The organism is Pseudophaeobacter sp. 1A09344, from assembly GCF_041008745.1.
GTDB classification, from domain to species: Bacteria; Pseudomonadota; Alphaproteobacteria; order Rhodobacterales; family Rhodobacteraceae; genus Phycobacter; species Phycobacter gallaeciensis_A.
This window is the reverse complement of the sequence record NZ_JAXGFS010000018.1, coordinates 50,349-72,029: the sequence shown is the minus strand read 5'-3', so window position 1 is coordinate 72,029 and position 21,681 is coordinate 50,349. Positions and strand designations below refer to the sequence as shown.

Below are 21,681 nucleotides of genomic sequence, written 5' to 3'. Positions count from 1 at the left end.
AAGAATATCGGAATTAAAGGCAAAATCTCACATTTAAGGGCAAAGCGCAGCCGTTGATTTCGTTGGATTTCTCATCTCACAATTAAGGGCTACGCGACACCGGGCAATCGGCCTTTGCCGCCATGGCCGAGATCGTAGAACTTTTGCGCGCCGACCCCGATACCGATTGGGCAAATGCCGATATCACAGCTCTGAGGCGACACCTCGTGGACATGGAACTTGTGACGACGGAGGCCGACGTCATCCACAGTGTGCGGCCCGCCGGTATCCGGTTCGAAATCCAGGGAGCACCGCGCGTCCTCGAGGCTATTCGCGCCATGGTACCTGCCCATGCGCCGTTCCTGGCGGCCGAGACGGGTTGGGAAGTCACAACAGAGGATTTTGGGGACGGTGTCGCCCTCCTCGTCGATGGCGATTCCGACCAGATACAGGGTCTCGGGTGCTTCGGTCTGATGACCATCGGTGCGCATCACCAGGAGCATCACCTCATGATAGCAAAAGGCGCACCACCCCACCACTGAGCCGATGATCGGCCACAGTTTTCCCCGTCGGCTCCCGGGTTGCAGACAAACCGTTACAAAACCCGCGTTGACGTTCCAGCGCGGTAAGGTTGCAAGCTAAATTCGATATGAATGCGACTGACAACGCTGAACGCAGGGATTTCCTGTATTATGCCACCGCTGGCGCGGGCGTGGTCGCCTCGGGTGCGGCGCTCTGGCCGCTGATCAATCAGATGAACCCCTCGGCGGATGTGCGCGCCCTGGCGACAATCTCGGTGGATATCTCCGGGCTCGCGGAAGGTACGCAACTGACCGTCAATTGGCGCGGAAAGCCCGTCTTCATCCGCCACCGGACGCAAGCCGAGATGGCCCAGGCGCGTGAACAGGCGGTCTCTGCGTTGCCAGACACCGATGCGCGCAACCCCAACATTCCCGGTGAGGCCGCAGCGCAGGATGAGAACCGCGCCATTCCGGGCCATGACGCCTATCTGGTGATGATCGGTGTCTGCACGCATTTGGGATGTGTCCCGCTTGGCGATGGCGCGGGCGATTTCGGAGGGTGGTTCTGTCCCTGCCACGGGTCGCATTACGATACCGCCGGACGCATTCGCAAAGGGCCTGCGCCGGAGAACTTGCACATCCCACCCCTGGCCTTGTCCGACAACATGGTGCTGACGCTAGGCTGAATAATATGAACTTTTTGACTTAGTCGCGCCGCGTGAAACCAGACCATATTCAGACGCCTTCCGATCACCATGGATTGCGTTGCACCACATCCGAATTAGTCTTTGCCCGGATATTTCGCGAAGTGGGCCTCTGGCTTCCATCCAAGCGAGGTTGCGATTGACGGGTACGCGACTGATGCCCAAAGCGATCACCGCTCCAAACACGGCCAATGTGAGCCCGCATGCGAAGTTTGGAATGACTGATTTTTCGCTGTTCGGAGAGCAAATGTGCCTAGATGGGCGGAAAAATGAGCAAAGAAGCGCGCTAATCAAAACCAGACCGGACAGGAGGCCAACGACCACTAGATGCTTTGAACCACCATCATGGGCCGTGTCCGAACACCTGCGCCTCCTTATGCGCATTGTCGCTTGCTTCGAACTCAAGCGTGGAATGCTCGATTGAGAAACGTTCATGCAGCACCGATTTGACGTTTTCTTTAATCTTGTCGGCCTCACCCATCCGTTCGCGTTCGACGACAATATGGCAGTCCAATGCCGCAGCGTGCTCCTGCATTTGCCAAAGGTGGACATGATGTACGTCGACCACGCCTTCGACGCCTTGGATCGCTCTGACCACGTCGTTTCCATCCGCATCCGGCGGGCTCCCGAGCATCAGGGTTCGGATTGGGCCGCCTATTTCAGTGAAAGACAGATACAGGATGTAGAGCGCGATGCCGATTGTGATGGCCGGATCAACCCAACGCATGTCGTAAAGGATGATCAGAGACCCACCGATGATGACAGCTAGGGAGGCGAGTGCGTCCGACAAGTTGTGAAGGAATAGCGCCCGAATGTTCACGCTGCCCTTCTGCATCGAATAGGTCAGTATTGCGGTCAGCGTGTCGACCACAAGCGCAATTCCACCAAGAATGACAACGGTCCAACCCATGACTTCGGGCGGATCGATCATGCGCATGCTACCCTCGTAGATCAGATAGAAGCCGATCACGATCAGGGTGGTGTAGTTGATCAGGGCCGCGACGATTTCGACCCGGCCATAGCCGAAGGTCATGCGCTCATCGGCCGGGCGGCGCGCGATCCTGCGTGCGGCGAAGGCAATGACAAGCGAGGCCATATCGGAAAAGTTGTGCAGCGCATCGGCGATCAGTGCCAGACTGCCCGAGAATATGCCCCCGACGATTTGCGCAACGGTTAGAAGCGCGTTCGCCCAGATCGCGATGGCAACCCGCCGATCCCCAGAATTCGGATCGATATGCGCATGCCCGTGGTCATGTGGCATTGGCAGGCTCCTCATGCGCGTGTGTCGCGCGTTGGTCAGTCATCAGGCGACCGTTGCGGAGAGCACGTACGCGCGCATTCATCCAGTGGCGTATGAAATGCCGGTACAAGGCACCGCGCAGCCATCCAAAGGATTGCTCATGGGACAGATAGAAGGTGTCCGGCGTATCAAACACGCCGAAATCCTTCACGATGCCGGTTTTCTGAATGTAGGTATCTTCTCCCTTCCACGCGACGGGAGGCGCGCCAAGGCAATCCGTGCCCGCGCCATAACCGCAGAGACTTTCTGTGTCCGAGAATGACGTTTGCAGGACATCGAGGAAAGCGTCATCCAGGATGAAGCCTTCAAGGTTGATCCAGGCACCTTGATATTCGATCTCCACCCATGAGTGGAGAATTTCTTGCGGAGCAAGCGGATACACCAGCTCAGGTACAACACCGCGCTGCAAGCCTTTGTGGATCGTAAACCCATGCAACCGGCAACGAATGCCAACACCACGCAGCAGCGCCATCAAGAGCGTCCCTTTGGTATTGCACTGCCCATAGCCGTCGGAAAGCACATCCGAGGCGGGGATGTCGTCAGCACGATTGTATCCGAACGCGATTTCATTCCGAACGAAATCATAGGCAGCTCCGATCCGATCGTATTCGGATAAGTCGCGCCAGCCGCGATTTTCAATTAGATTCGCAAGAGGCGCGGCATCAAAATCCAGTAGTCTGGTGGGTGCAAGTAGGGGGTCGGTCATCTGCAACGGAGTCGCTCCTCGAATCGTCTTGGAAAAAGCCTAATTGCTATAGTCACTATAGCTTCAACCCTTTGCTCAAAGATTTTTAGGTTTGCCCCAAATCTCGACTTATGCCCCGATTTCCTCGTGCTCGGTCAGGCATTCCGAATGGTCCCGCAACACCTCAAGCACCTTGCAGTCTCCGGTCCGCCCGCCGCTGCATTCGTGAACCATGCGTTTCAGTTCGGTGCGCAGCGCCTTCAGGCGGGCCATGCGCTGCTCCACCTGTTTGAGCTGGCGACGCGCGATGGCATCAGCCTCGTCGCAGGGGCGGTTGGGATGGTCGCTGAGGTCGAGCAGCTCGCGGATCGCATCGAGCGAGAAACCGAGTTGCCGCGAGTGGCGGATGAAGGACAGTCGGTCGAGCTGTGCATTGTCGTAGCGCCTCTGTCCGCCTTCGGTCCTGCCAGGTTCGGGCATCAGCCCAATCTGTTCGTAGTACCGGATGGTCTGCACTTTTGTGCCAGTCTTCTTTGACAGAGTACCGATCGTAAGCATTTTCGCCTCCATGAAAAAGATACAGTTTGTGTAGGTTTTGCCGTCGGAATAAACAAGTGTCGGATTCACAGACGCGTGAGTTGAAGCTATACCATGATTTCGTGCTTGAACCTCTAGCGGCTAGAGGATGTATCCGCACATGCAATAAGAATCAAAAACAGGCGAACAGGATTGTCCCTTACATCGGCACAGAAGTTTCTTTGGGTTTTGGCAGGCGTGGCAGCGCTTGCCTTCGTATGGCTTTTGCTCTGGTCTGACTATCGTGCCGACAGCGCCCGAACTGACGCCGAGCCGCCTTTTTTCGCTGAGTTCGAACTGACGGACCACCGGGGTATGGTTCAAACCGAGGAGGACTTTGCGGGGCGCTGGATGCTGGTTTTTTTCGGCTTTACCAACTGCCCCGACGTCTGCCCGACGACCCTATCTGAGGTCGCGGCGGTGATGGACGGTCTGGGCGACGATGCCGCCAAGGTCCAGCCGATTTTCATAACAATCGACCCTGAACGAGACACGCCCCCAGCACTCGCCGAATACGTCCCGCTGTTCGATGCGGGCATCATCGGGCTGACGGGCACGCCGGAACAGATCGCCGCCACGTCCGAGACGTTTCCAATCTTCTTTGAGCGCGTCGAAGAGGCCGCAGCACCGGATGGGTACACCATGGGCCACACGTCGCATCTGTTCCTCTTCGATCCCGACGCGGGCTTCGCCGACTCCTGGCCCTATGGCACCTCCGCCGAAGAGATCCTCGCCGATCTGGAAGAGAGGATCTGACCGAAATGAACCGCATATCCGGAGAAACAGCCCTCGGGCTGGCGTGGATCATCGCGCTCGTCGCCTCGCTTGCCGTGCTTTTCATCGGCGAGGTGCTGGGGCAGACGCCCTGTGTGCTGTGCTGGTTCCAGCGCGCCTTCATGTTCCCCTTGGCCATTGTCCTCGGGCTCGGCCTTTGGTGGCGGGACGGCCGTGTGGGGCGCTACGGCATCGCATTGGCGCTTGGCGGCGGCGCAATCGCCCTGTGGCACATGGGGCTTTACGTCGGTCTTGTTCCCGAACGCATCCAGCCCTGCACGGCCACCGGCCCCTCTTGCACCGATGACAACCAACTGGTCTTCGGCATCCCTATCCCGCTGATGGCGCTCGCCGCCTTCGCGCTGATCGGGGCGCTGTCGGCCCTTTCATTGAAGGACACACGAACATGAATCGACGCGGCCTGATCCTGTCCGTTCTCGCCCTCTGCGTCGCCGGTTTCGGCGGAGCCACCTGGTTTGCAAACCGCCCCGGCCCGGTGGCCGAAGCCGAGCCTGTTGCGCCGGAACTTGCGGACGCGATGATCCGCCCCTACTCGCCCATCCTCGGGCCTGCGGATGCGCCCGTCACGATCGTTGAATTTTTCGACCCGGCTTGCGAGGCCTGTCGCGCGTTTCACCCAATCGTCAAAGACATCATGGCGGAACATGGCGACGCGGTTCGCGTCGTGATCCGGTATACCCCGTTCCATGGGGAAGGATCAGAAACAGCAATTCGCGTCATGGAAGCCGCACGAATGCAGGGTGTCTTCTTCCCCGTGATGGAGGCCATACTTGAAGAGCAACCTCGCTGGGCGGCTCATGGCAATATTCGTCCTGATTTGATCCTTGGGATAGCGGCGAGCGCCGGACTTAATGAAGAGGCAGCTCGGACCCAGATGATGGCCCCGCAAACCATTGGGGTCCTTAATCAGGACCGCGCGGACGTTGAAACGATAGGTGTACGCCAAACGCCGACGTTCTTCGTGAACGGAAAACCTCTCGATCCATTCGGAGAAGCAGAATTACGGCGGCTTGTTTCTGCTGAAGTTACGGCCGCGCAAAGCTGAATGGAAAGGGCAGGATCAAAACGATGAAAAAGTATATTTTGACCGGCACACTGGCGGCGCTTTTGACCTTTGGAGGGCTCTCGGTGCCCGCGCTGGCCGGACCCGAGGATGTTGTCGTCGAGAACGCGTGGTCCCGCGCCTCCATCGGGATGAACCGTCCCGGGGCCGCCTACATGACGATCCGCAACAGTGGCGACGAGCCGGTGACGCTGATCGGCCTTGCAACACCGCTCGCGATGATGCCCGAAATTCACGAGACGAAGACCAATGCCGAAGGTGTAAGCTCCATGAGCCCGGCGGGGGAGATCGCGATCGCCCCTGGCGAAAGCGTCGCGCTCGAGCCGGGCGGCCTGCACGCAATGCTGATGCGACTGCAAGAGCCGATGACGGAAGGGGGCACTTTTCCGCTGACCCTGCTTTTCGACGACGGAGGCGAAGTGACGGTCGAGGTGCCGATCCTCGGCATCGCCGCGCGAGGGCCGCAGGACTGATGCGGCGACGGGCGATCCTGGGGTACGGTGCGGCTGGTGTCGGGGCGGTCGCCCTGATGCTCTTCGTCGGTTGGTGGCAGGTTGATGGACCCGGTGGACCTGAGCCTATCGGGCAGCGGCCTGTGGCTCTGACCTCGATGGATTTTCGTCTGACGGATCATGAGGGCATCGCGGTCGGGCCGGAAACCCTGATCGGCCGCCCGACGATGGCGTTCTTCGGCTTCACCTACTGTCCCGATGTCTGCCCGACCACGCTCGCGGACATTTCGGGATGGCTCGACGATCTGGGAGACGAGGCCGACGAGATGAACGTGGTTTTCATCACGGTCGATCCCGAGCGCGACACTGTCGAAACGCTGGCCGAATATGTCGGCTACTTCCATCCTGCGATCCGTGGCTGGACGGGACCGGAAGAGCAGATCGCGCGCGTCGCGGACGGCTTCCGCGCCACCTACGAGCGGGTGCCGACGGAGAGCGGCGATTACACGATGAACCACACCGCGAGCGTCTTCCTGTTCGCAGCCTCTGGGCGATTCGTCACCATGATCGACTATCACGAAGCCAGAGAATTCGCGGTGCCGCAGATCCGCCGCGCGCTGGCAGAAGAAATGGAGGGGGCAACATGAGGCTCAGAACACTGGCGGCGGTTGTCGCAATTTTGGGGACGGTTTCGGGGGCAGCTATCGTCATCTCCGATGTTCTGTCGAAAGAACCCGTGCCGCCGGAACTTGCCTCGGCAGGTAATTGGATGCCCCAGCGTCCTGACGCCCCCCAGAACGTTGACATCTTCGTGACGCTGCCCGTGACGGTATGGGCAGAAGATGCACCCAACCTCGGCCCCCTGCCCCTTCTGCAGGTCGCGTTTGCCGACAGGCCGGTGCAGGCGATCGAGCCACCCCTGTCGACTTGGTCGCGCGACATTGCACCTGGCGAGACGCTCGATTTCTTGCTGTCCGAAGCTGGACTTGCGGCACCTGACAGAGCCGAAGTTGCCCTCGCGCTTGGCGCGGAATACGATCTGCGACGGCTGCGGCCGGGGCACTCGGTCACTGTCGCTTCGACCGTGGACGGCAGCCCCCGCACCGTCTCACTCGCCGTCGAGGACGGAGTGCGGATCGAGGTGGTTTTCGGCGAGCAGTTGTCCACGCAGGTCGTGGCTCCGGATCCGGAGATCGTAACCCTTGCCGGCGAAGCCGTGATCGACAGCTCGATCTTCGCGGCACTCGACGAAGCCGGCATACCCGCCCGTTTTTCCGTGGACCTGGCGCAGATGCTGGGTGGGACCGTAGATTTTCGCCGCGAGTTGGCCGGTGGCGAGACACTAAGGCTTCTCTGGCGTGAGGCGCGTGTGGGCGAGGATAGGATCGGACAGCCCGAGCTCGCCTTCGCCGCATTGGAGATCGGCGGTTCGCTTTACGAGATCGTATGGCCTAACGACGGCAGCGGTCAGGCGACGATCTACGTCGATGGCGAGGTGCTGCGCGTCTTCGCACAGCCGGTCGAGGGTGCGCGCCTCAGCTCGGTGTTCGGACGCCGTACGCATCCGGTCTTTGGCAACGTCCGGATGCACACCGGCGTCGATTTCGCAGCGGCACGTGGGACACCGGTTCAAGCGACGGCACCGGGGCGGGTCAGTTTCATTGGCTGGCGGGGCGGCTATGGTCGAGTGGTCGAAATCGCCCACGGCTCCGACACCATGACGCGCTACGCGCATCTGAGCGCCGTGCCGGAAGACCTGGCACAAGGCCAACGCGTTGCGGCGGGAAATGTGATCGGCCGCGTCGGCGCGACTGGCACGGCGACAGGTCCGAACCTGCACTACGAAGTCCTCGTGGATGGGCGCCCGACTGACCCCCTCGCTGACGACCGGCTCGCCGAAGCAGCCGAGAGCGAAGCGGATGATACCGCCGCGCTCTCGCGTCTGGCCGAGGCGCGCGCGCTTCTGAATGAAAACCTCGGCAGCGAGATTGCCGAAACGACAACCGAAAGGCTCTGACCCATGAAACGCATGACCCAAGCTCTTGCCATCACGCTCGCCCTGTTCCCGGCGGCACAGGCCCTCGCAGAGGCAACGGCGATCGACGTCCGCAAGACCAACGGTTGCGGCTGCTGCCTCTCGTGGATGAACCATCTCGAAGAGAATGGCTTTGCGCCGACCGGCCAGGACATGTTCGGCGGGTTGCTGGTTCGCTTCAAGCTCGACAACGGCGTGCCGCAGCGCATGGTCTCCTGCCACACCGCGCTCATTGATGGCTACGTGATCGAAGGCCATGTCCCGGCCGCTGACATCCGCCGCCTTCTCGAGGAGCGCCCGGACGCCGTCGGCCTCGCCGTTCCGGGGATGCCCTATGGCTCGCCCGGCATGGGGCCAGAAGACGACCGCGAGGCCTATGATGTCTTCCTCATCCGCAAGGACGGGTCGACGGAAGTCTTTTCGAGCTACGCCGAAGGATAATCTGACCCGCCCATGGAAAATCTGTCTCCGATAATGCTCGGCTTTCTCGGAAGTCTCGCCGCCGGTTCGCTCACGGCAGTCGGAGCAGCTCCCGTGCTGTTTGGGCGCATCCCGTCCCGGGCCACGCGCGATCTGTCGCTCGGCTTCGCTGCCGGTGTCATGCTGTCAGCCTCGTTCTTTTCGCTGATCATCCCGGCATTGGATGCGGCAGAGCCAATGTTCGGAAACGGCGCGATGCCTGCGGCCATCGTATGCGTCTCGATCCTTCTGGGCATGGGGGCTGTCGCGCTGATGAACGAGAAGCTGCCGCACGAGCACTTCAAGACAGGACGCGAAGGGCCCGAAGCGGCGTCTTTGCGGCGGGTCTGGCTGTTCATCATCGCGATCACGATCCACAACTTCCCCGAAGGCCTCGCGGTCGGGGTCGGCTTCGGATCCGGAGGTATGGAGGGCGGTCTGCCGCTTGTTGTCGGCATCGGGCTTCAAAATGCGCCCGAAGGATTGGCCGTCGCTGTATCTCTGCTGGGCGAGGGATATCCGAAGCTGCGCGCCTGGAGCATCGCGGCGCTGACGGGCATGGTCGAGCCGATTGGCGGCCTGCTCGGGGCCGGGATCATCACACTGTCGGAACCGCTGCTTCCATGGGGTCTGGCCTTTGCCGCGGGAGCGATGCTTTACGTCATCAGCCACGAAATCATCCCCGAAACCCATCGCAGCGGCCATCAGAATAGGGCAACGCTCGGTCTCGCTGTCGGGCTCGTTCTGATGCTGTTTCTCGATGTCTGGTTGGGATGAGGCAATGTCATCATACAAAGTATCTCCGATAATCGGCGTATTTGCAGCGCTTGCTACGTTCGCGATCGATCAGATCACCAAAGCGATTGTCGTTGAAAATTCCGTCACTTTAAGTGCCGGGATTTCCGTGTTTCCGGGATTCAATCTCGTCTTTTATCGTAATGACGGCGTGACTTTCGGGATGCTGGGCGGCGCTCCGTGGTGGAGCCTAATCGCTCTCGCTCTTGCCATTTGTATCTGGCTGGGGGTTATGCTGTTTCGCGCCGAAAATGCGGTCGAAGCGCTTGCCTATGGCGCGATCATTGGCGGAGCCCTGAGCAATGTCATCGATCGTGTGCGGTATCGGGCTGTAACAGACTTTCTCGATTTCTACATTGGCACAACACATTGGCCTGCCTTCAACTTGGCCGATGTATTTGTCGTCAGTGGCGTGGGGCTCTTGCTCGCCGCGCCATGGATCAGCGCGCGGCGTTCGATCAAGTCGTGAAGCCGGAAATTCTGAACCGCATCGCTCTGCGCCACCGTTTTCTTTCGCGGATGACGCTTGGTTTCGCCGCCGGGGCGATGACCGTTCTGACTTTCCCGCCTTTCTCGATTCTCCTGCTCGTTCCCGTTGCCTATTCCGCGTTGTTTGTCGGGCTTCGCGATCTCTCCTTCGGGCGCGCTTTCCTCGTCGGCTGGGCGTTTGGTCTCGGCCAGTTCGGTTTCGGGATTTGGTGGATCGCGGAAAGTTTCTACGTAGAGGCCGAGCGGTTTGGGACGATGGCGATCCCGGCCGTCGGGGGATTGTCCGCAGGTCTCGCGATTTTCCCAGCCATTGCCGCTGCGCTTTTTGCCGAAATCGCGCGGCGCGGAGCCATGGGCAGTCTCTTGGCCTGCCTCCTGTTCGCGACCTCCTGGACCGTGGCCGAGTGGTTGCGTGGTCACGTTCTGACGGGGTTTCCCTGGAATCTGGCCGGTTACGCACTTGTAGACTACGCCGCCCTTCGCCAGACCGCCGCCTGGGTCGGAAGCTATGGGCTAAGCTTTCTCACCGTGTTCGTCGCGGTACTCCCTGGCGCGGCTGCTATGGCGTCCGGGCGGCAACGATTGACCGTTTCGCTCATGGCGCTGGCCGGAATCGCGACGATGTGGGCTGTCGGCACGCTGCGCCTCCAGTCGGATGCACAACAGCCACCCGGTGTCGACCTGCGCATCGTCCAGGGCAACATTCCACAAGAGGAGAAATGGGCGCCCGAGAACCGCGAGGGGACATTCGCGCGCTATCTTGAGCTTTCAACCCGGCGCGGCGATTTCGACGTGCTTCTCTGGCCGGAAACCGCCTTTCCGGGTTTCCTCGATGAGGATACGGAGGCACGGGATCGCATTGCCGCTGCGCTCACAGAGGGCAGGGTGCTGCTCACCGGTGTGCCGGACCGTGTACCGAGCGAGGATGGCACCCGATATTTCAACACGGTCCAGGCTTTTGGCGCGACCGGCAGAATCCTGACCGGATACGCGAAACACCATCTCGTACCCTTCGGCGAATATGTGCCATTCCGTGGCTGGTTGCCCATCGAGCGGCTCACGGCGGGTCTGGGCGATTTTACGCCCGGACCGGGCCCGCGAACGCTTGCGCTTCCGGGTGTGCCGCTGGTCGCCGTGGCGATCTGCTATGAGATCATCTTTCCAAGCCATGTGGTCGACGACCTGTTCAGGCCACACTGGATCTTCAACGCAACCAACGACGCCTGGTTTGGCACCAGCATCGGACCTGAGCAGCATCTGGCTTCCGCACGTATGCGCGCCGTAGAGGAAGGCCTTCCTGTCATTCGAGCCGCGAATACGGGCGTCTCTGCGGTCATCGACACGAGCGGAGAGATCATTGCGCGGCTCGATACCGGCGAAACGGGCATCATCGACGCTAGCCTGCCCTCCGCGCGACCGCCGACACTCTACGCGAGCTTCGGGGACTGGATGCTGCTGGCGCTCATCTTGGCTTCGTGGAGCTGGGCAATGGCGACCAATGCGACGGCGCGCTACCGCCGCATGAGAAACACCGTCATGCAAAGATGTGGATAGGTGTTCCGTCCTTCACCATTGCATAGATGTCCTCGATCTGCCGATCTGTGACCGCGATGCAGCCAGCTGTCCAGTCGCGGACGTCCGTTGGGTCGATGCCGGGTCGTGGACCACCATGGATGAAGATGTCGCCCCCGGGGGACCGGCCCTGCGCCTCGGCAAAAGCGATGTCGGCCTCATTCGGATAAGAGATGCCAATCGAAAGATGGTAGGTGCTGTCGGGGTTGCGCTTATCGACTACGTAAGCGCCCTCAGGGGTCCGGCCGTCTCCCTCGAATTGCTTGTGACCCTCGGGCGCGAAACCCAGCCCGACCGGATAGGTTTGCAATACGCGATCGGCTCCGTCGAGAACAAGCAAGCGCTGCCCCTTATAAAGCCGAACACGGGTCACCTCGGGTCCGCCATAGCTGCGGAACTTGCTGGCACAGCCGGACAAAAACGCTGCCAACCCGCCCAACAGGACGGCGCGGCGGGGAAATCGGATGGTTTTCACTGCTCGATGCCTCTTTCGTGAGGTCTGATATGGACAGTACGTTACCTTGCAAATGCTGCCTGATCAATGTCCGTGGGCAAGCGCGGCTTTTGTCATCTGTGGACCAACCTGCTCACCGCCGGACGGCGGCGCCTTGGCCTCTTGGCTGTTCAGCAGGCGCAGGGCGTTGGCCACCACCAGCAATGACACTCCTACGTCGGCTGCAATAGCGCCCCACATCGATGCCACTCCGAACGCAGTAGCGACAACGAAAACGCCCTTGGTCGCCAAGGAAATACCGATGTTCTGATGGATAATCGACATTGTCCGGCGCGAATGACCGATCAGCCAAGGCACCTTCCCGAGGTCGTCTGTCATCAGGGCAATATCCGCCGTCTCGATTGCCGCGTCCGAACCAACGGCACCCATTGCGATGGCGTAATGCGCGCGCGCCATGGCCGGGGCGTCGTTCACCCCGTCGCCGATCATGGCCACCATGTCATGCGTTTCGACCAGTTCTTCGATGGCAGTCACCTTGTCTTCGGGTAGAAGCTCGGCGCGGACCTCGTCGATGCCGACCTCGGCGGCAACGGCGCGCGCTGTCCGCTCGTTGTCGCCCGTCAGCATGACGATGGTCTTCACGCCTTGCGCGTGGAGCTGTGCCACGATGCCCTTGGCGTCGGGGCGGATACGGTCGCGCAATTCCAGGATGCCGGTGACGCCAGTGTCGTCGCCCACGGAAACAAGGGTGCTGCCGGCCCCTTCGATGCGGTCGCGCAGATCCTTCGGAATGGCGTCGCCGAAACCCTTCTCCTCGGCAAACCGGTCGGACCCTAGCCAGATCGACCGGCCGTCTGTGCGTCCTTCAAGTCCCCTACCTGGAACGGTTCGGGTATCTTGCGCGGCGGACACATTGATGCCGTCGGCTTCTGCCCGCGCGAGAATGGCGCGCGCCAAGGGATGCGAGGAACGTGCCTCCAGCCCAGCGGCGAGGGTCATCAGATCTTGCGCCGATGCTTTGCCCAGCGGATGCACCGCCGCCACCTCCGGCTCGCCCATGGTGATCGTGCCGGTCTTGTCCATGGCCAGTGCAGTGGTCTTGCCCGGTGCCTCAACATATGCACCGCCCTTGATCAGCACCCCAGCCCGCGCTGAGGCGGTGAGTGCGGCGACGATGGAGACCGGTGTTGAGATGACCAGAGCACACGGGCAGGCGATCACCAGCAGCACGAGTGCATTGTAGAACCAATAATCCCAGGCCCCACCGAAAATGAGCGGCGGCAGCAGGGCAATTGCGATAGCGAGAGCCATGACGATAGGCGTGTAGATGCGGGCGAACTTCGCCACCCACTGCTCCACCGGCGCGCGGCGGGCATGGGCGTCGCCGACCATGCGGATAATCTTGGCCAACACGGTGTCCGAGGCGGCCTTCGTGGCGCGCACCGTCAGTGTGCCTTCGCCGTTGATCGTACCGGCATAGACTTCGTCGCCCCGTTCCTTTGGGACCAGCGCACTCTCTCCGGTGATTGGCGCCTGATCGACGGCCCCTGCCCCATCGACAACCTCACCATCCAATGGGATGCGGTCTCCGCCGCGCACGACGAAACGTGCGTTGATAGCAACCGCAGAAGCCGGTACGTCCGCTTCCGAACCGTCATCATAAAGAATTCTTGCCGTCGGCGGCGCCAGGTCCAGCAGAGCTGAAACCGCATTCCTCGCACGCCCGACGCTCCAGCTTTCGAGGAAAAGCGAGAGCGAGAAGAAGAACGCAACCGTCGCAGCCTCGAAAAATTCGCCGAGGCCAATTGCACCCGCGACTGCGACGACCATGAGCAGGTTCATGTCGGGCGACAGCCGCCGTGCGGACGACCATGCCTTGGGTGCCACGAGCCAGACACCGAACAGGATCGCAACCGCGAACAGCCCTGCCTCGACCAGTGGCATCGGCGCTTCGCCGTGCCCTGCGAAGAGGCCGAGTGCCCCCCCCATGCCGGTCTCGATGATGTGCCACAGAAATCCCGCGGCCCAGAAGCCGCCGCTGAGCGCCGTAAACAGCCGCTGGCGTGCAAGATGGGCCGCCTGGTCGACCGACGCGTTTTCGGCATCCCAAGGCTTGGCGGTCATGCCGGTGCTTGCGACCAGTTCTGCAATTTCGCCGTCCGATACACTCTTGGCGCTGTCGAGAATAGTCATCCGTCCATTGATCACGTCGAACGCGAGATGCTCGGCCCCGCCGATCTTCGGGCCCACCACCTTGTTCAGGATCGCCACCTCCTCGGCGCAATCGAGGCCGGACACCTGAAAACTGCGCCCGCCAGCTGGCGCGGGTGTCGTCGGTGCGATGTTGCCGCACGATCCGGCGCTGCCGCAGCAGCTGCCGCCGCTTGTCTGGGTATCTTCGGCGTGATCGTGACGATGGGTGTCGGACGGCATGAACGGACCTCTGGATTCGGGTGGTTCACCATGCCATAGCCCCTACAGTAGCTAGAGCTTCAAGTGCAAAATACGGTGGTATTTCAGTTTGTTTTATTGCTAGAGGATGCGGTGACCGGCTCTATCGCGCCTTTAAGCATGAACAGCCGCTGCAAAGAAAACAGTCACGAAAGGAAGGTTGATGCGGGTTTTGATGCTGAAGCAAAAAATGATGGTCGCAGTGGCGTTGTCGCTTACGGCCGGGTGCGCAGTCCAGCCGATTGGGCCGGGCGACGCGGCAGACCAGCGGGGCAACGTTCCCGAAGCTGTGATTGCATTGGCTGCCCCGGATCAGGATGTTGCAACCGCGCGCTTGGTGCCGGAAGACGGGTGCTACTGGTACGAACACAGCGGTCCGGTCGAAACTACCTTGGTTCCACTGCGCACGCCGAACGGCAACCGTATCTGCACCCCTCGCGAAACCTAGTTACGTGTGCCGATCGCTGCTTGGCTTAACTGCGGGCAGTAACGCTGTCCTCCGCCGAGTAAAGATAGGCCGTAGAGCCGATTTCGACGTTCGGATATAGGTCATTGATATGCGCCATAACCATCCGCACGCAGCCCGAACTTGCGCGGCCACCGATACTCCGTGGGCTCGGAGTGCCATGAATGCGTAGAAGGGTATCGCGATCCCCGAGGTAGAGATAAAGCGCCCTTGATCCAAGTGCGTTTTCCGGTCCGGGTTCCATGCCATCTGCAATGTCAGCATAAAGTTCGGGGTCGCGATTGATCATGCTCTGTGTCGGTTGCCAGTGCGGCCACCTGACCTTGCGCTTGATGGTATAGACACCCGGCTCGTAGAGGTTTCCCCGCGCGATCGCGACGCCGTAGCGCATCGCGGTTCCACCCTCTTCAATGTGGTAGAGATATCGCGCGACCGCATCGACATGGATATCTCCCGGCACGAGACCGTCGTTCGCGACTACACGTTGCGGTAGGAACCGCGGGTGCAATCCCCATGGGTTGGAGGTCTCGGGGACATAATTCTGCGGCGTCACCTGTGCGTCCCAGTCAGCCTTCTGAGCCTCGGTGGGCCAACTGTCGGCAAAAGCCATGCCGGGACCGGTCACCGAAAATAGCGCCGTTGTTGTCTGAATGAAGTGTCGTCTTGTCAGCATGTCGTACCCTTTCGGTTCCCACCGGCGATTAAAGGCAAGACCGGTATGTGTTCAAATTCACTAGATAAGACTTCTAGTAGCTAGAGGTTCAAGGGCAAGTTTTCGTGAATAAGTCGGCAGTTCTTTCAGTCCGAGATCGCCTGCTACGGTTGCACTTTGTATCGACTGATAAGCTACGAGTTCGTTGGGCCAGATCTTGTGTGCGCAAAAACGCCAAGAATCATGCACTTCTGTCTCGAGATCTCACAACCGTCATTGCCGCGATGTGCGCGGAACTGGCTGCTAGGCCCAACGAGTAGGTGCTGCCCTTCCCACATAGCGCAGAAATGGCAGCACCTAAGATTAACTGGCGTCTTTGAATTCGGCATATTCACCGCAAACCTGAACGGTCACGGTGGCGGGCTCGCTGTCGCGGTTGCGCCAGAACCAGCCGTGCTCGCCGTCGAAAGCGGCGACGATTTCGCCTTCGTCTCCAGTGGAGCCGCGGCTCTTATCATAGGTCACCGACTGACCGCCGCCATGGCCATGCATGTCGAAGTTCACGCGACCGCCTTCGACAATAATCCGGTATTCGACCGTCTGGCCTTCTTCCATCACCAGTTTCCATTCGGCACTGTCCCCGGGTGCCAGAGTGAAGGTAATTTCGTCGCGCCAGACTTCGGCTTCTTGCGCGTGTGCCGCGCCGACGAAGAGTCCGAAGATATCGTTCATCAGGCTCGACTGTTCCTCTGCCTCGAGGTCCATCAGCCTGTCGGCCTCGGCCTCTTCCGCGAGCTGGGCCTTGATTTCGCCCATCTCCGCCAGTCCAAGGACTCCACCGATCCCCGTCGGGTCGATGTTGTATTCAGCGGGCAACACGACGGCCACGAGGATCGCGACAGCGCTGGCGGCCGCGATGGCGGTGGAACGGATCAGCTGCGCGGAGCTTGGCAGTTCTTCGAGGCTCGGTTTTTCTGCGTTGAACATTTGGGTCTCCAATTTTCTCAGGTGGCTACGAAATAGCCGGTGATTTGCAGGCCCATGAGGATGAACCCCATCGACATCATGACGACGTTGGCGGTGTAGGCCTGGCGGAAGAAGTTCGGGGACTTTCGCCAGTAGCCCATGACGATGAGGATCATGGCGAGCGCCAGAAGCTGACCGATCTCGACGCCCACGTTGAACGCCAGCAGGTTGGCCAGAAGTCCGTCCGAGGCGATCTCGTAGTCGAGGATCTTGGTGGCCAGGCCAGTGCCGTGGAAGAAGCCGAAGATCAGCGTCGCGGCCTTGGTGTTGGGTTGGAACCCGAACCAGCGCTGGTAGGCGCCGAGATTGTCGAGCGCCTTGTAGACGACCGACAGGCCGATTATGGCGTCGATGATGTAGGCGTTGATGCCCCAGCCGAACCAGACGCCGAGCAGCATCGTGGTCGAATGCCCGAGGGCGAAGAGGCTCACATAGATGCCCACGTCCTTCATCCTGTAGAGGAAGAAGACGACGCCAAGCAGGAACAGGATGTGGTCGTAACCCGTCACCATGTGTTTGGCACCGAGATACATGAAGGGAATGATGTTTACCCCCCAGATTTCCTGGATGTAGCCCGCGTCATCTTCGGTGACGTTATGGGCAAGCGCGTGGCCCGCACTTGAGATAAGCGCTGACAGCGTAATGAAGGACAGGATCACGATCCGGCGTATGCCGGGATCGGTCCAGCCCCGATGGACTGTAGTCATGGATTGAACTCCGCATATGTGTTGATGATCGAATGAAACGCGCCGATAGCGCGCGGTCGATCAGACGCGCGGAGGTCGTTCGATCTGGTCTATCCGTAGCGTATTCGCTGTGGCTGAACTCAGCCACCATGCGGTCCTGTAGATATCGAGCGGCTGCGGCGACAGATCGGGGCGAGGCACAACCGCCTGGCTGTGGTCGTGATCGATACTGTCGTGGCTGTGCCCGTGCATGGCCCAAGCCAGGTCTTCTTCCAAACCGTGCGAATGCCCGTGCTCGGCGATCATCTCCGCGTGCTCCTGCAGCACATCGATGATCGCGGGAGCGTGCGAGGTTGTAGGCATCACCGACCAGACAAGAATGGCCGCGCAGAGAAGGGTCGCGAAAGCCGCCTTTCCGATTGTCCGTAAACTTGTCATCAACTCTGCCTGCCCGCTCGTCGCTCGCGTGGTGCGTCGCGGCACCATCTTGTTCTATCCCCCAGGGGAGGATAAGCTTTTCATATGACAGATTCCCCGGTTCATACAAGTCATCCCGCCCTCGTCGCCCGGCTGAAACGTGCTGACGGCCACCTGCGCGCCGTGATCGAGATGATCGAGGCAGGCAAGCCCTGCCTCGAAATCGCCCAACAGATGCAGGCGGTCGAAAAGGCTATTACGAACGCGAAGCGGGCGCTGATCCATGACCATATGGATCATTGCCTGAACGTCGAAGGTTCCGAAACAGATCGCGCCGAACTACGGGCGATCGCCCGCTATCTCTGAGGCTCGCCATGCTCGATATCCTTTCCGACCGCACCTACCGTCATCTGCTTCTGGCGCAGGTCGTCGCCCTTCTGGGCACCGGGCTCGCGACAGTCGCCCTCGGGCTCCTCGCCTTCGATCTCGCGGGGGATGGCGCGGCGCTGGTGCTGGGCACGGTCTTCACGATCAAGATGGTGGCCTATGTGTGCATCGCCCCCATCGCCGGGGCCTTCGCGGACCGGGTGCCGCGCCGCGCGCTGCTGGTGACGCTTGATCTGGTGCGTGCCGGTGTCGCGCTGGCATTGCCCTTCGTGACCGAGGTCTGGCAGGTCTATGTGCTGATCTTCCTGCTGCAATCGGCCTCCGCCGCTTTCACGCCAACATTTCAGGCGACGATCCCGGACATTCTGCCCGAAGAGGCGCGCTATACCCGCGCGTTGTCGCTGTCCCGGCTGGCCTACGATCTCGAAAACATCGTCAGCCCGACCCTAGCCGCGCTTCTGTTGGCAGTGATGTCTTACAACGCGCTGTTCATCGGCACAGTGGTAGGTTTTACCGCCTCGGCACTCCTGGTCGTCTCGGTACTGCTGCCGAGCCCCCGTCCATCCGTGCCGCGCGGCGTCTATGACCGCACCACGCGCGGCATCCGCATCTATCTTGCCACGCCCCGTCTTCGTGGGCTTCTGGCTCTGAACCTCGCGGCCGCGGCGGCAGGCGCGATGGTGCTGGTCAATACCGTCGTTCTGGTGCGCGGAGAGCTTGGCTTGTCCGAGAGTGCACTGGCCTGGACGATGTTCGCCTTCGGTGCGGGCTCCATGACGGCCGCTTTGGCTTTGCCGCGTGTTCTGGATGCATTGCCGGACCGGCCTGTGATGTTCGGTGGCGCGCTGCTGATGGTGGCGACACTTCTGGGGCTGGGAATGACGGTCCTCGTAGCCGGGCTCGGCTGGTCGATCCTTCTGGCAGCCTGGTTGCTGGTGGGACTTGGGTATTCCGCCGTCCTCACCCCTTCGGGCCGCTTGCTGCGCCGTTCCGCCCATGCCGGAGACCGCCCGGCACTCTTCGCAGCGCAATTCGCGCTGTCGCACGCCTGCTGGCTGGTGACCTATCCATTGTCGGGTTGGATGCTGACGGTCTATGGCGTCATTCCCGCGCTGGCCGGACTGGCCCTCCTCGCTGGCATTGGAATGCTTATTGCATTGAAGCTCTGGCCCGCAAACGATCCTGTCGAGGTAGAGCATACCCACGACAATCTGCCGCTTGATCACCCCCATCTGCAAGGGCATCGCAGGCACAGCCACGCCTTGATCATCGACGAGAGCCATCCCCGCTGGGCCACGCATTTCTAAGTTGTGGATCAAGGCCAAGACAGGACGCAGGCAAGTTTACTTTCTCCCTTACGGACAGCCATCAACCACGTAAGATTGGGCTTCATGGGCTCGATGCGTGAAGCTCTACAAGCGTAGCGTACGGCTGTTTCGACCTAAACGTAAATTTTTGTCCTCCGGACGACGAGCTAAACCTAAGTTGCAATCCGCCACATCCGGAATCGCCCTTGCCCTGTCACCTCGCGGATCAGGCCTCGCATTTCCATCCAGGCAAGGTTGCGCTGGACGGCGGCACGGCTGGCACCCGTCAGGGCCTCGGCCATCGGGGCCGAAACGAGCGGCCATTCGATCAGCACAGCGCGCAAGGAAGGGAGTGTCTTGCCTGAAAGCGGCGTCATCTCGGCCTCCGCCCGCGCAGCCCAAGCTTCGATATCGTCAAGGTGCCGCATCGCTGTCAGGCATGCCGTCTCGATGCCGTCGAGCCAACGCGCGAGACGGTCGACCGGCGGACCACCGGCTCGTAGCCCCCCTGCCCCGCCCATTGCCAGAGGCGCAAAGACTGCCCCTTTCCCTTCACTCGATGCGATCCGCGCAGCGGTGACCGCCGCTTCCATCCTGTCGCCATGCTGTCCGAGGCCGGCGAGACTCCAGAGGTGGAAGCCCAGGCAAGCGCGCGTGATCGGGTGCAGATTGGCGGCTTGCGCCATCAGGTCAAGCCAACCGCAGGCGCGATCCGCGAAGGGATCGGCTCCATCCGCCATGTTTTCAGGGTCACGGCGATCGAGGAAAGCGGATAGGTCCACCTCGGGTCCGGGACCGCCGGCAAGACGCCGCACCGCCCATCCGACACGCGCGAGCGCTGCGGTGTCTTCCTGCGCCCCGGACAAGCGCATGGATGTCCAGAGCGCCAGCCGATCCGGGCCAATTCGATCGCCCACAAACCAGCTGAGGTCTGCCGCCTCCATCAGCGCGAGCCTATGCCGCCAGCCGTCCGGGCCACGGTGCAGACGATCATCCAGCGCGCCAATCCGGCCAGCCACACGGGCGAGATGGGCGGCGTTGCCTGCCTCTGCCTTCCGCCAATCGTCGAGGACTGCAGTTTCAGGCAGCTCTGCCCTCGGTCCAGGCGGCAGATAATCTGGCTCCCCATCCATTGGACCGGGCAGGAACCACAGGTCGTCCGCAGACGTCTCTTCAAGCCCCTCCGCATCCACTAGAGGATCGTCAAAACTATCAAACTGCGTAGATACTTGAGGCTTCATATGCGCAAAATACGGAACTTTTGCATTTTACCCAAGTGTTTTGTCAGGGTGCACCTGCACACCTTATATAGCACGCGCGCGCGGTGGTCTGCGAGATCTCTCTGATCGCGCTCCGCATATGAAAACCAAGGGGTTTTTGATGAGCAGCACCACAGAGAGCGCCCTTGCATCTGTTTACAAACGGTCGTTTAGTAGCGATATCTTAAATTGCAAACGGTCCGATTTCATGTCCCTGATAGGCTATGCGCGCGTATCCACAGAGGATCAGACCCCCCTGCCCCAGTTGGAGGCCCTCCAATCTGCGGGATGTTCCGCGATTTTCGAAGAACACGCCTCAGGTGGAAATCGTGCGCGGCCTGTGCTTGCCCGCGTGTTGGAACGCGTCCAGAGCGGCGATACGCTGGTCGTTGTGCGGATCGACCGGCTTGCGCGATCTCTGTCGCACTTGCTGGAGGTGATCGAACGTCTGGAGGCCAAGCGAGCTTTCTTCCGCTCCCTGCAGGACCCCATCGACACCGCTTCCCCGCAAGGCAAGTTCACATTGCAGGTTCTGGGCGCTGCGGCCGAGTTTGAACGTGCTCTGATCCGCGAGCGTACCAAGGCTGGGCTTGCCTCGGCACGCGCCAAAGGGCGCGTAGGTGGCAACCCAGGGCTTCGCGCCAAGGACCCCGCCGCGCTGCGCAAGGTGCGGCTGGCGCGGCAGGACGGCTACATGGAGCGCCTGAACGAGTCTGCGCAGGATTGGGTGCCCCATGTGCGCCGTTTGCGCCCCGATATGGCTTGGGAAGACGTCCTGCGAATTATCAATGCCCCCCTGCCCCATGATCGTCATTGGACCCAAAGCCGCCTGCTCCGCGCTGTGAAGGCATATGTGCGCGACGGGTTTCTGCCCGATGAAGTGCTTGGCCGCGCCGGACGGCGCGAAACCGATGACCGCCTGCCCGCAATCGTCGCCGGCATCAAGGGCGCGGACCCAGACATCACTCTTCAGGCAATCTGTGACCGACTGGAATCCATGCGTGAGCGGACTCCTCGGGGACGTACAAGCTGGCAACCGTCCTCAGTCAGGATGTTGCTCGAACGAGCGGAGCGACTTGGTCTAATTTCATCAGAATCGGCTCACTCCCGACTGTGACTAGCAGGGGCTCATCCAACTGAATCTATCGCTC

26 protein-coding genes are annotated in these 21,681 nt (G+C 60.8%); 16 read left to right on the top strand and 10 right to left on the bottom strand.

The window, feature by feature from the left end:
* The first annotated feature begins 122 nt into the window (after window positions 1–122).
* Window positions 123–521 carry a hypothetical protein gene (locus SM765_RS21685; protein WP_274830681.1) on the top strand — a complete coding sequence of 133 codons (399 nt, stop codon included), beginning with the start codon at window positions 123–125 and terminating at the stop codon, window positions 519–521.
* Between the two features lie 107 nt (window positions 522–628).
* Window positions 629–1,186, top strand: a complete 558-nt coding sequence (gene petA, locus SM765_RS21680) for a ubiquinol-cytochrome c reductase iron-sulfur subunit (RefSeq protein WP_209259441.1) — start codon at window positions 629–631, stop codon at window positions 1,184–1,186.
* Window positions 1,187–1,547: 361 nt separating this feature from the next.
* On the opposite strand, the gene SM765_RS21675 is transcribed toward petA, so the two are convergent.
* From SM765_RS21675 to SM765_RS21665, 3 genes are all read right to left on the bottom strand, one after another.
* Window positions 1,548–2,465, bottom strand: coding sequence for a cation diffusion facilitator family transporter (locus SM765_RS21675; protein WP_274830680.1), 918 nt, complete (start codon window positions 2,463–2,465; stop codon window positions 1,548–1,550).
* Complete coding sequence (locus SM765_RS21670; protein ID WP_274830690.1) at window positions 2,455–3,210, bottom strand: transglutaminase-like domain-containing protein; 756 nt, start codon at window positions 3,208–3,210, stop codon at window positions 2,455–2,457. The genes SM765_RS21675 and SM765_RS21670 overlap by 11 nt, the downstream gene beginning before the upstream one ends.
* A 108-nt stretch (window positions 3,211–3,318) precedes the next feature.
* Window positions 3,319–3,747 (bottom strand): MerR family transcriptional regulator, encoded by a 429-nt coding sequence (locus SM765_RS21665; protein WP_013959865.1) that lies wholly within the window; start codon window positions 3,745–3,747, stop codon window positions 3,319–3,321.
* Window positions 3,748–3,918: 171 nt separating this feature from the next.
* On the opposite strand from SM765_RS21665, the gene SM765_RS21660 reads away from it, so the two are divergent.
* Genes SM765_RS21660 through lnt form a run of 10 tightly spaced genes read left to right on the top strand, consistent with a single transcriptional unit; the run spans window position 3,919 to window position 11,407 of the window.
* On the top strand, window positions 3,919–4,521 hold the full coding sequence (locus SM765_RS21660) for an SCO family protein (protein WP_274834171.1): 603 nt from the start codon (window positions 3,919–3,921) through the stop codon (window positions 4,519–4,521).
* Window positions 4,522–4,526: 5 nt separating this feature from the next.
* Entirely contained in the window at window positions 4,527–4,949 is a 423-nt protein-coding gene (locus SM765_RS21655; RefSeq protein ID WP_090735045.1) for a disulfide bond formation protein B, read from the top strand.
* Window positions 4,946–5,605 (top strand): DsbA family protein, encoded by a 660-nt coding sequence (locus SM765_RS21650; protein WP_274830679.1) that lies wholly within the window; start codon window positions 4,946–4,948, stop codon window positions 5,603–5,605. The genes SM765_RS21655 and SM765_RS21650 overlap by 4 nt, the downstream gene beginning before the upstream one ends.
* A 23-nt stretch (window positions 5,606–5,628) precedes the next feature.
* Complete coding sequence (locus SM765_RS21645; protein ID WP_274830678.1) at window positions 5,629–6,096, top strand: copper chaperone PCu(A)C; 468 nt, start codon at window positions 5,629–5,631, stop codon at window positions 6,094–6,096.
* Complete coding sequence (locus SM765_RS21640; RefSeq protein ID WP_274830677.1) at window positions 6,096–6,722, top strand: SCO family protein; 627 nt, start codon at window positions 6,096–6,098, stop codon at window positions 6,720–6,722. Before SM765_RS21645 ends, SM765_RS21640 begins: the two co-directional genes overlap by 1 nt.
* Complete coding sequence (locus SM765_RS21635) at window positions 6,719–8,092, top strand: peptidoglycan DD-metalloendopeptidase family protein (RefSeq protein ID WP_368981891.1); 1,374 nt, start codon at window positions 6,719–6,721, stop codon at window positions 8,090–8,092. Before SM765_RS21640 ends, SM765_RS21635 begins: the two co-directional genes overlap by 4 nt.
* A 3-nt stretch (window positions 8,093–8,095) precedes the next feature.
* On the top strand, window positions 8,096–8,551 hold the full coding sequence (locus tag SM765_RS21630; RefSeq protein ID WP_038008346.1) for a DUF411 domain-containing protein: 456 nt from the start codon (window positions 8,096–8,098) through the stop codon (window positions 8,549–8,551).
* Window positions 8,552–8,563: 12 nt separating this feature from the next.
* Window positions 8,564–9,346 (top strand): ZIP family metal transporter, encoded by a 783-nt coding sequence (locus SM765_RS21625; protein ID WP_274830675.1) that lies wholly within the window; start codon window positions 8,564–8,566, stop codon window positions 9,344–9,346.
* A gap of 28 nt (window positions 9,347–9,374) precedes the next feature.
* Entirely contained in the window at window positions 9,375–9,833 is a 459-nt protein-coding gene (gene lspA / locus SM765_RS21620) for a signal peptidase II (protein WP_425537276.1), read from the top strand.
* Window positions 9,800–11,407, top strand: coding sequence for an apolipoprotein N-acyltransferase (gene lnt, locus SM765_RS21615; protein WP_368981890.1), 1,608 nt, complete (start codon window positions 9,800–9,802; stop codon window positions 11,405–11,407). Before lspA ends, lnt begins: the two co-directional genes overlap by 34 nt.
* On the opposite strand, the gene SM765_RS21610 is transcribed toward lnt, so the two are convergent.
* Both SM765_RS21610 and SM765_RS21605 read right to left on the bottom strand, forming a co-directional pair.
* A complete protein-coding gene (locus SM765_RS21610) occupies window positions 11,388–11,900 on the bottom strand; it encodes a L,D-transpeptidase family protein (protein ID WP_368981889.1) in 513 nt (170 codons plus the stop codon). The two genes, lnt and SM765_RS21610, sit on opposite strands and share 20 nt — an antisense overlap.
* A 63-nt stretch (window positions 11,901–11,963) precedes the next feature.
* Window positions 11,964–14,312, bottom strand: coding sequence for a heavy metal translocating P-type ATPase (locus SM765_RS21605; RefSeq protein ID WP_368981888.1), 2,349 nt, complete (start codon window positions 14,310–14,312; stop codon window positions 11,964–11,966).
* Window positions 14,313–14,493: 181 nt separating this feature from the next.
* On the opposite strand from SM765_RS21605, the gene SM765_RS21600 reads away from it, so the two are divergent.
* On the top strand, window positions 14,494–14,778 hold the full coding sequence (locus SM765_RS21600) for a hypothetical protein (protein WP_368981887.1): 285 nt from the start codon (window positions 14,494–14,496) through the stop codon (window positions 14,776–14,778).
* Between the two features lie 25 nt (window positions 14,779–14,803).
* Here SM765_RS21600 and SM765_RS21595 read toward each other — a convergent pair whose 3' ends face one another.
* The 4 genes from SM765_RS21595 to SM765_RS21580 form a co-directional block, all read right to left on the bottom strand.
* On the bottom strand, window positions 14,804–15,469 hold the full coding sequence (locus tag SM765_RS21595) for a L,D-transpeptidase (RefSeq protein WP_368981886.1): 666 nt from the start codon (window positions 15,467–15,469) through the stop codon (window positions 14,804–14,806).
* A 342-nt stretch (window positions 15,470–15,811) separates the two neighbouring features.
* A complete protein-coding gene (locus SM765_RS21590; RefSeq protein WP_368981884.1) occupies window positions 15,812–16,435 on the bottom strand; it encodes a transmembrane anchor protein in 624 nt (207 codons plus the stop codon).
* Between the two features lie 17 nt (window positions 16,436–16,452).
* A complete protein-coding gene (locus SM765_RS21585; protein WP_368981883.1) occupies window positions 16,453–17,181 on the bottom strand; it encodes a HupE/UreJ family protein in 729 nt (242 codons plus the stop codon).
* 60 nt (window positions 17,182–17,241) lie between these two features.
* Window positions 17,242–17,598 (bottom strand): hypothetical protein, encoded by a 357-nt coding sequence (locus SM765_RS21580; RefSeq protein WP_096807349.1) that lies wholly within the window; start codon window positions 17,596–17,598, stop codon window positions 17,242–17,244.
* An 84-nt stretch (window positions 17,599–17,682) separates the two neighbouring features.
* Here SM765_RS21580 and SM765_RS21575 point away from each other — a divergent pair, with 84 nt between their 5' ends.
* Together SM765_RS21575 and SM765_RS21570 are read left to right on the top strand one after the other, a co-directional pair.
* Window positions 17,683–17,943 carry a metal-sensing transcriptional repressor gene (locus SM765_RS21575; RefSeq protein ID WP_368981882.1) on the top strand — a complete coding sequence of 87 codons (261 nt, stop codon included), beginning with the start codon at window positions 17,683–17,685 and terminating at the stop codon, window positions 17,941–17,943.
* Between the two features lie 8 nt (window positions 17,944–17,951).
* Window positions 17,952–19,271: an MFS transporter gene (locus tag SM765_RS21570; protein WP_368981881.1), complete on the top strand. Its 1,320-nt coding sequence runs from the start codon at window positions 17,952–17,954 to the stop codon at window positions 19,269–19,271.
* A 173-nt stretch (window positions 19,272–19,444) separates the two neighbouring features.
* Here SM765_RS21570 and SM765_RS21565 read toward each other — a convergent pair whose 3' ends face one another.
* On the bottom strand, window positions 19,445–20,512 hold the full coding sequence (locus SM765_RS21565; protein ID WP_107818180.1) for a helix-turn-helix domain-containing protein: 1,068 nt from the start codon (window positions 20,510–20,512) through the stop codon (window positions 19,445–19,447).
* 226 nt (window positions 20,513–20,738) lie between these two features.
* On the opposite strand from SM765_RS21565, the gene SM765_RS21560 reads away from it, so the two are divergent.
* Window positions 20,739–21,647 (top strand): recombinase family protein, encoded by a 909-nt coding sequence (locus SM765_RS21560; protein WP_368981880.1) that lies wholly within the window; start codon window positions 20,739–20,741, stop codon window positions 21,645–21,647.
* Window positions 21,648–21,681: the final 34 nt, after the last annotated feature.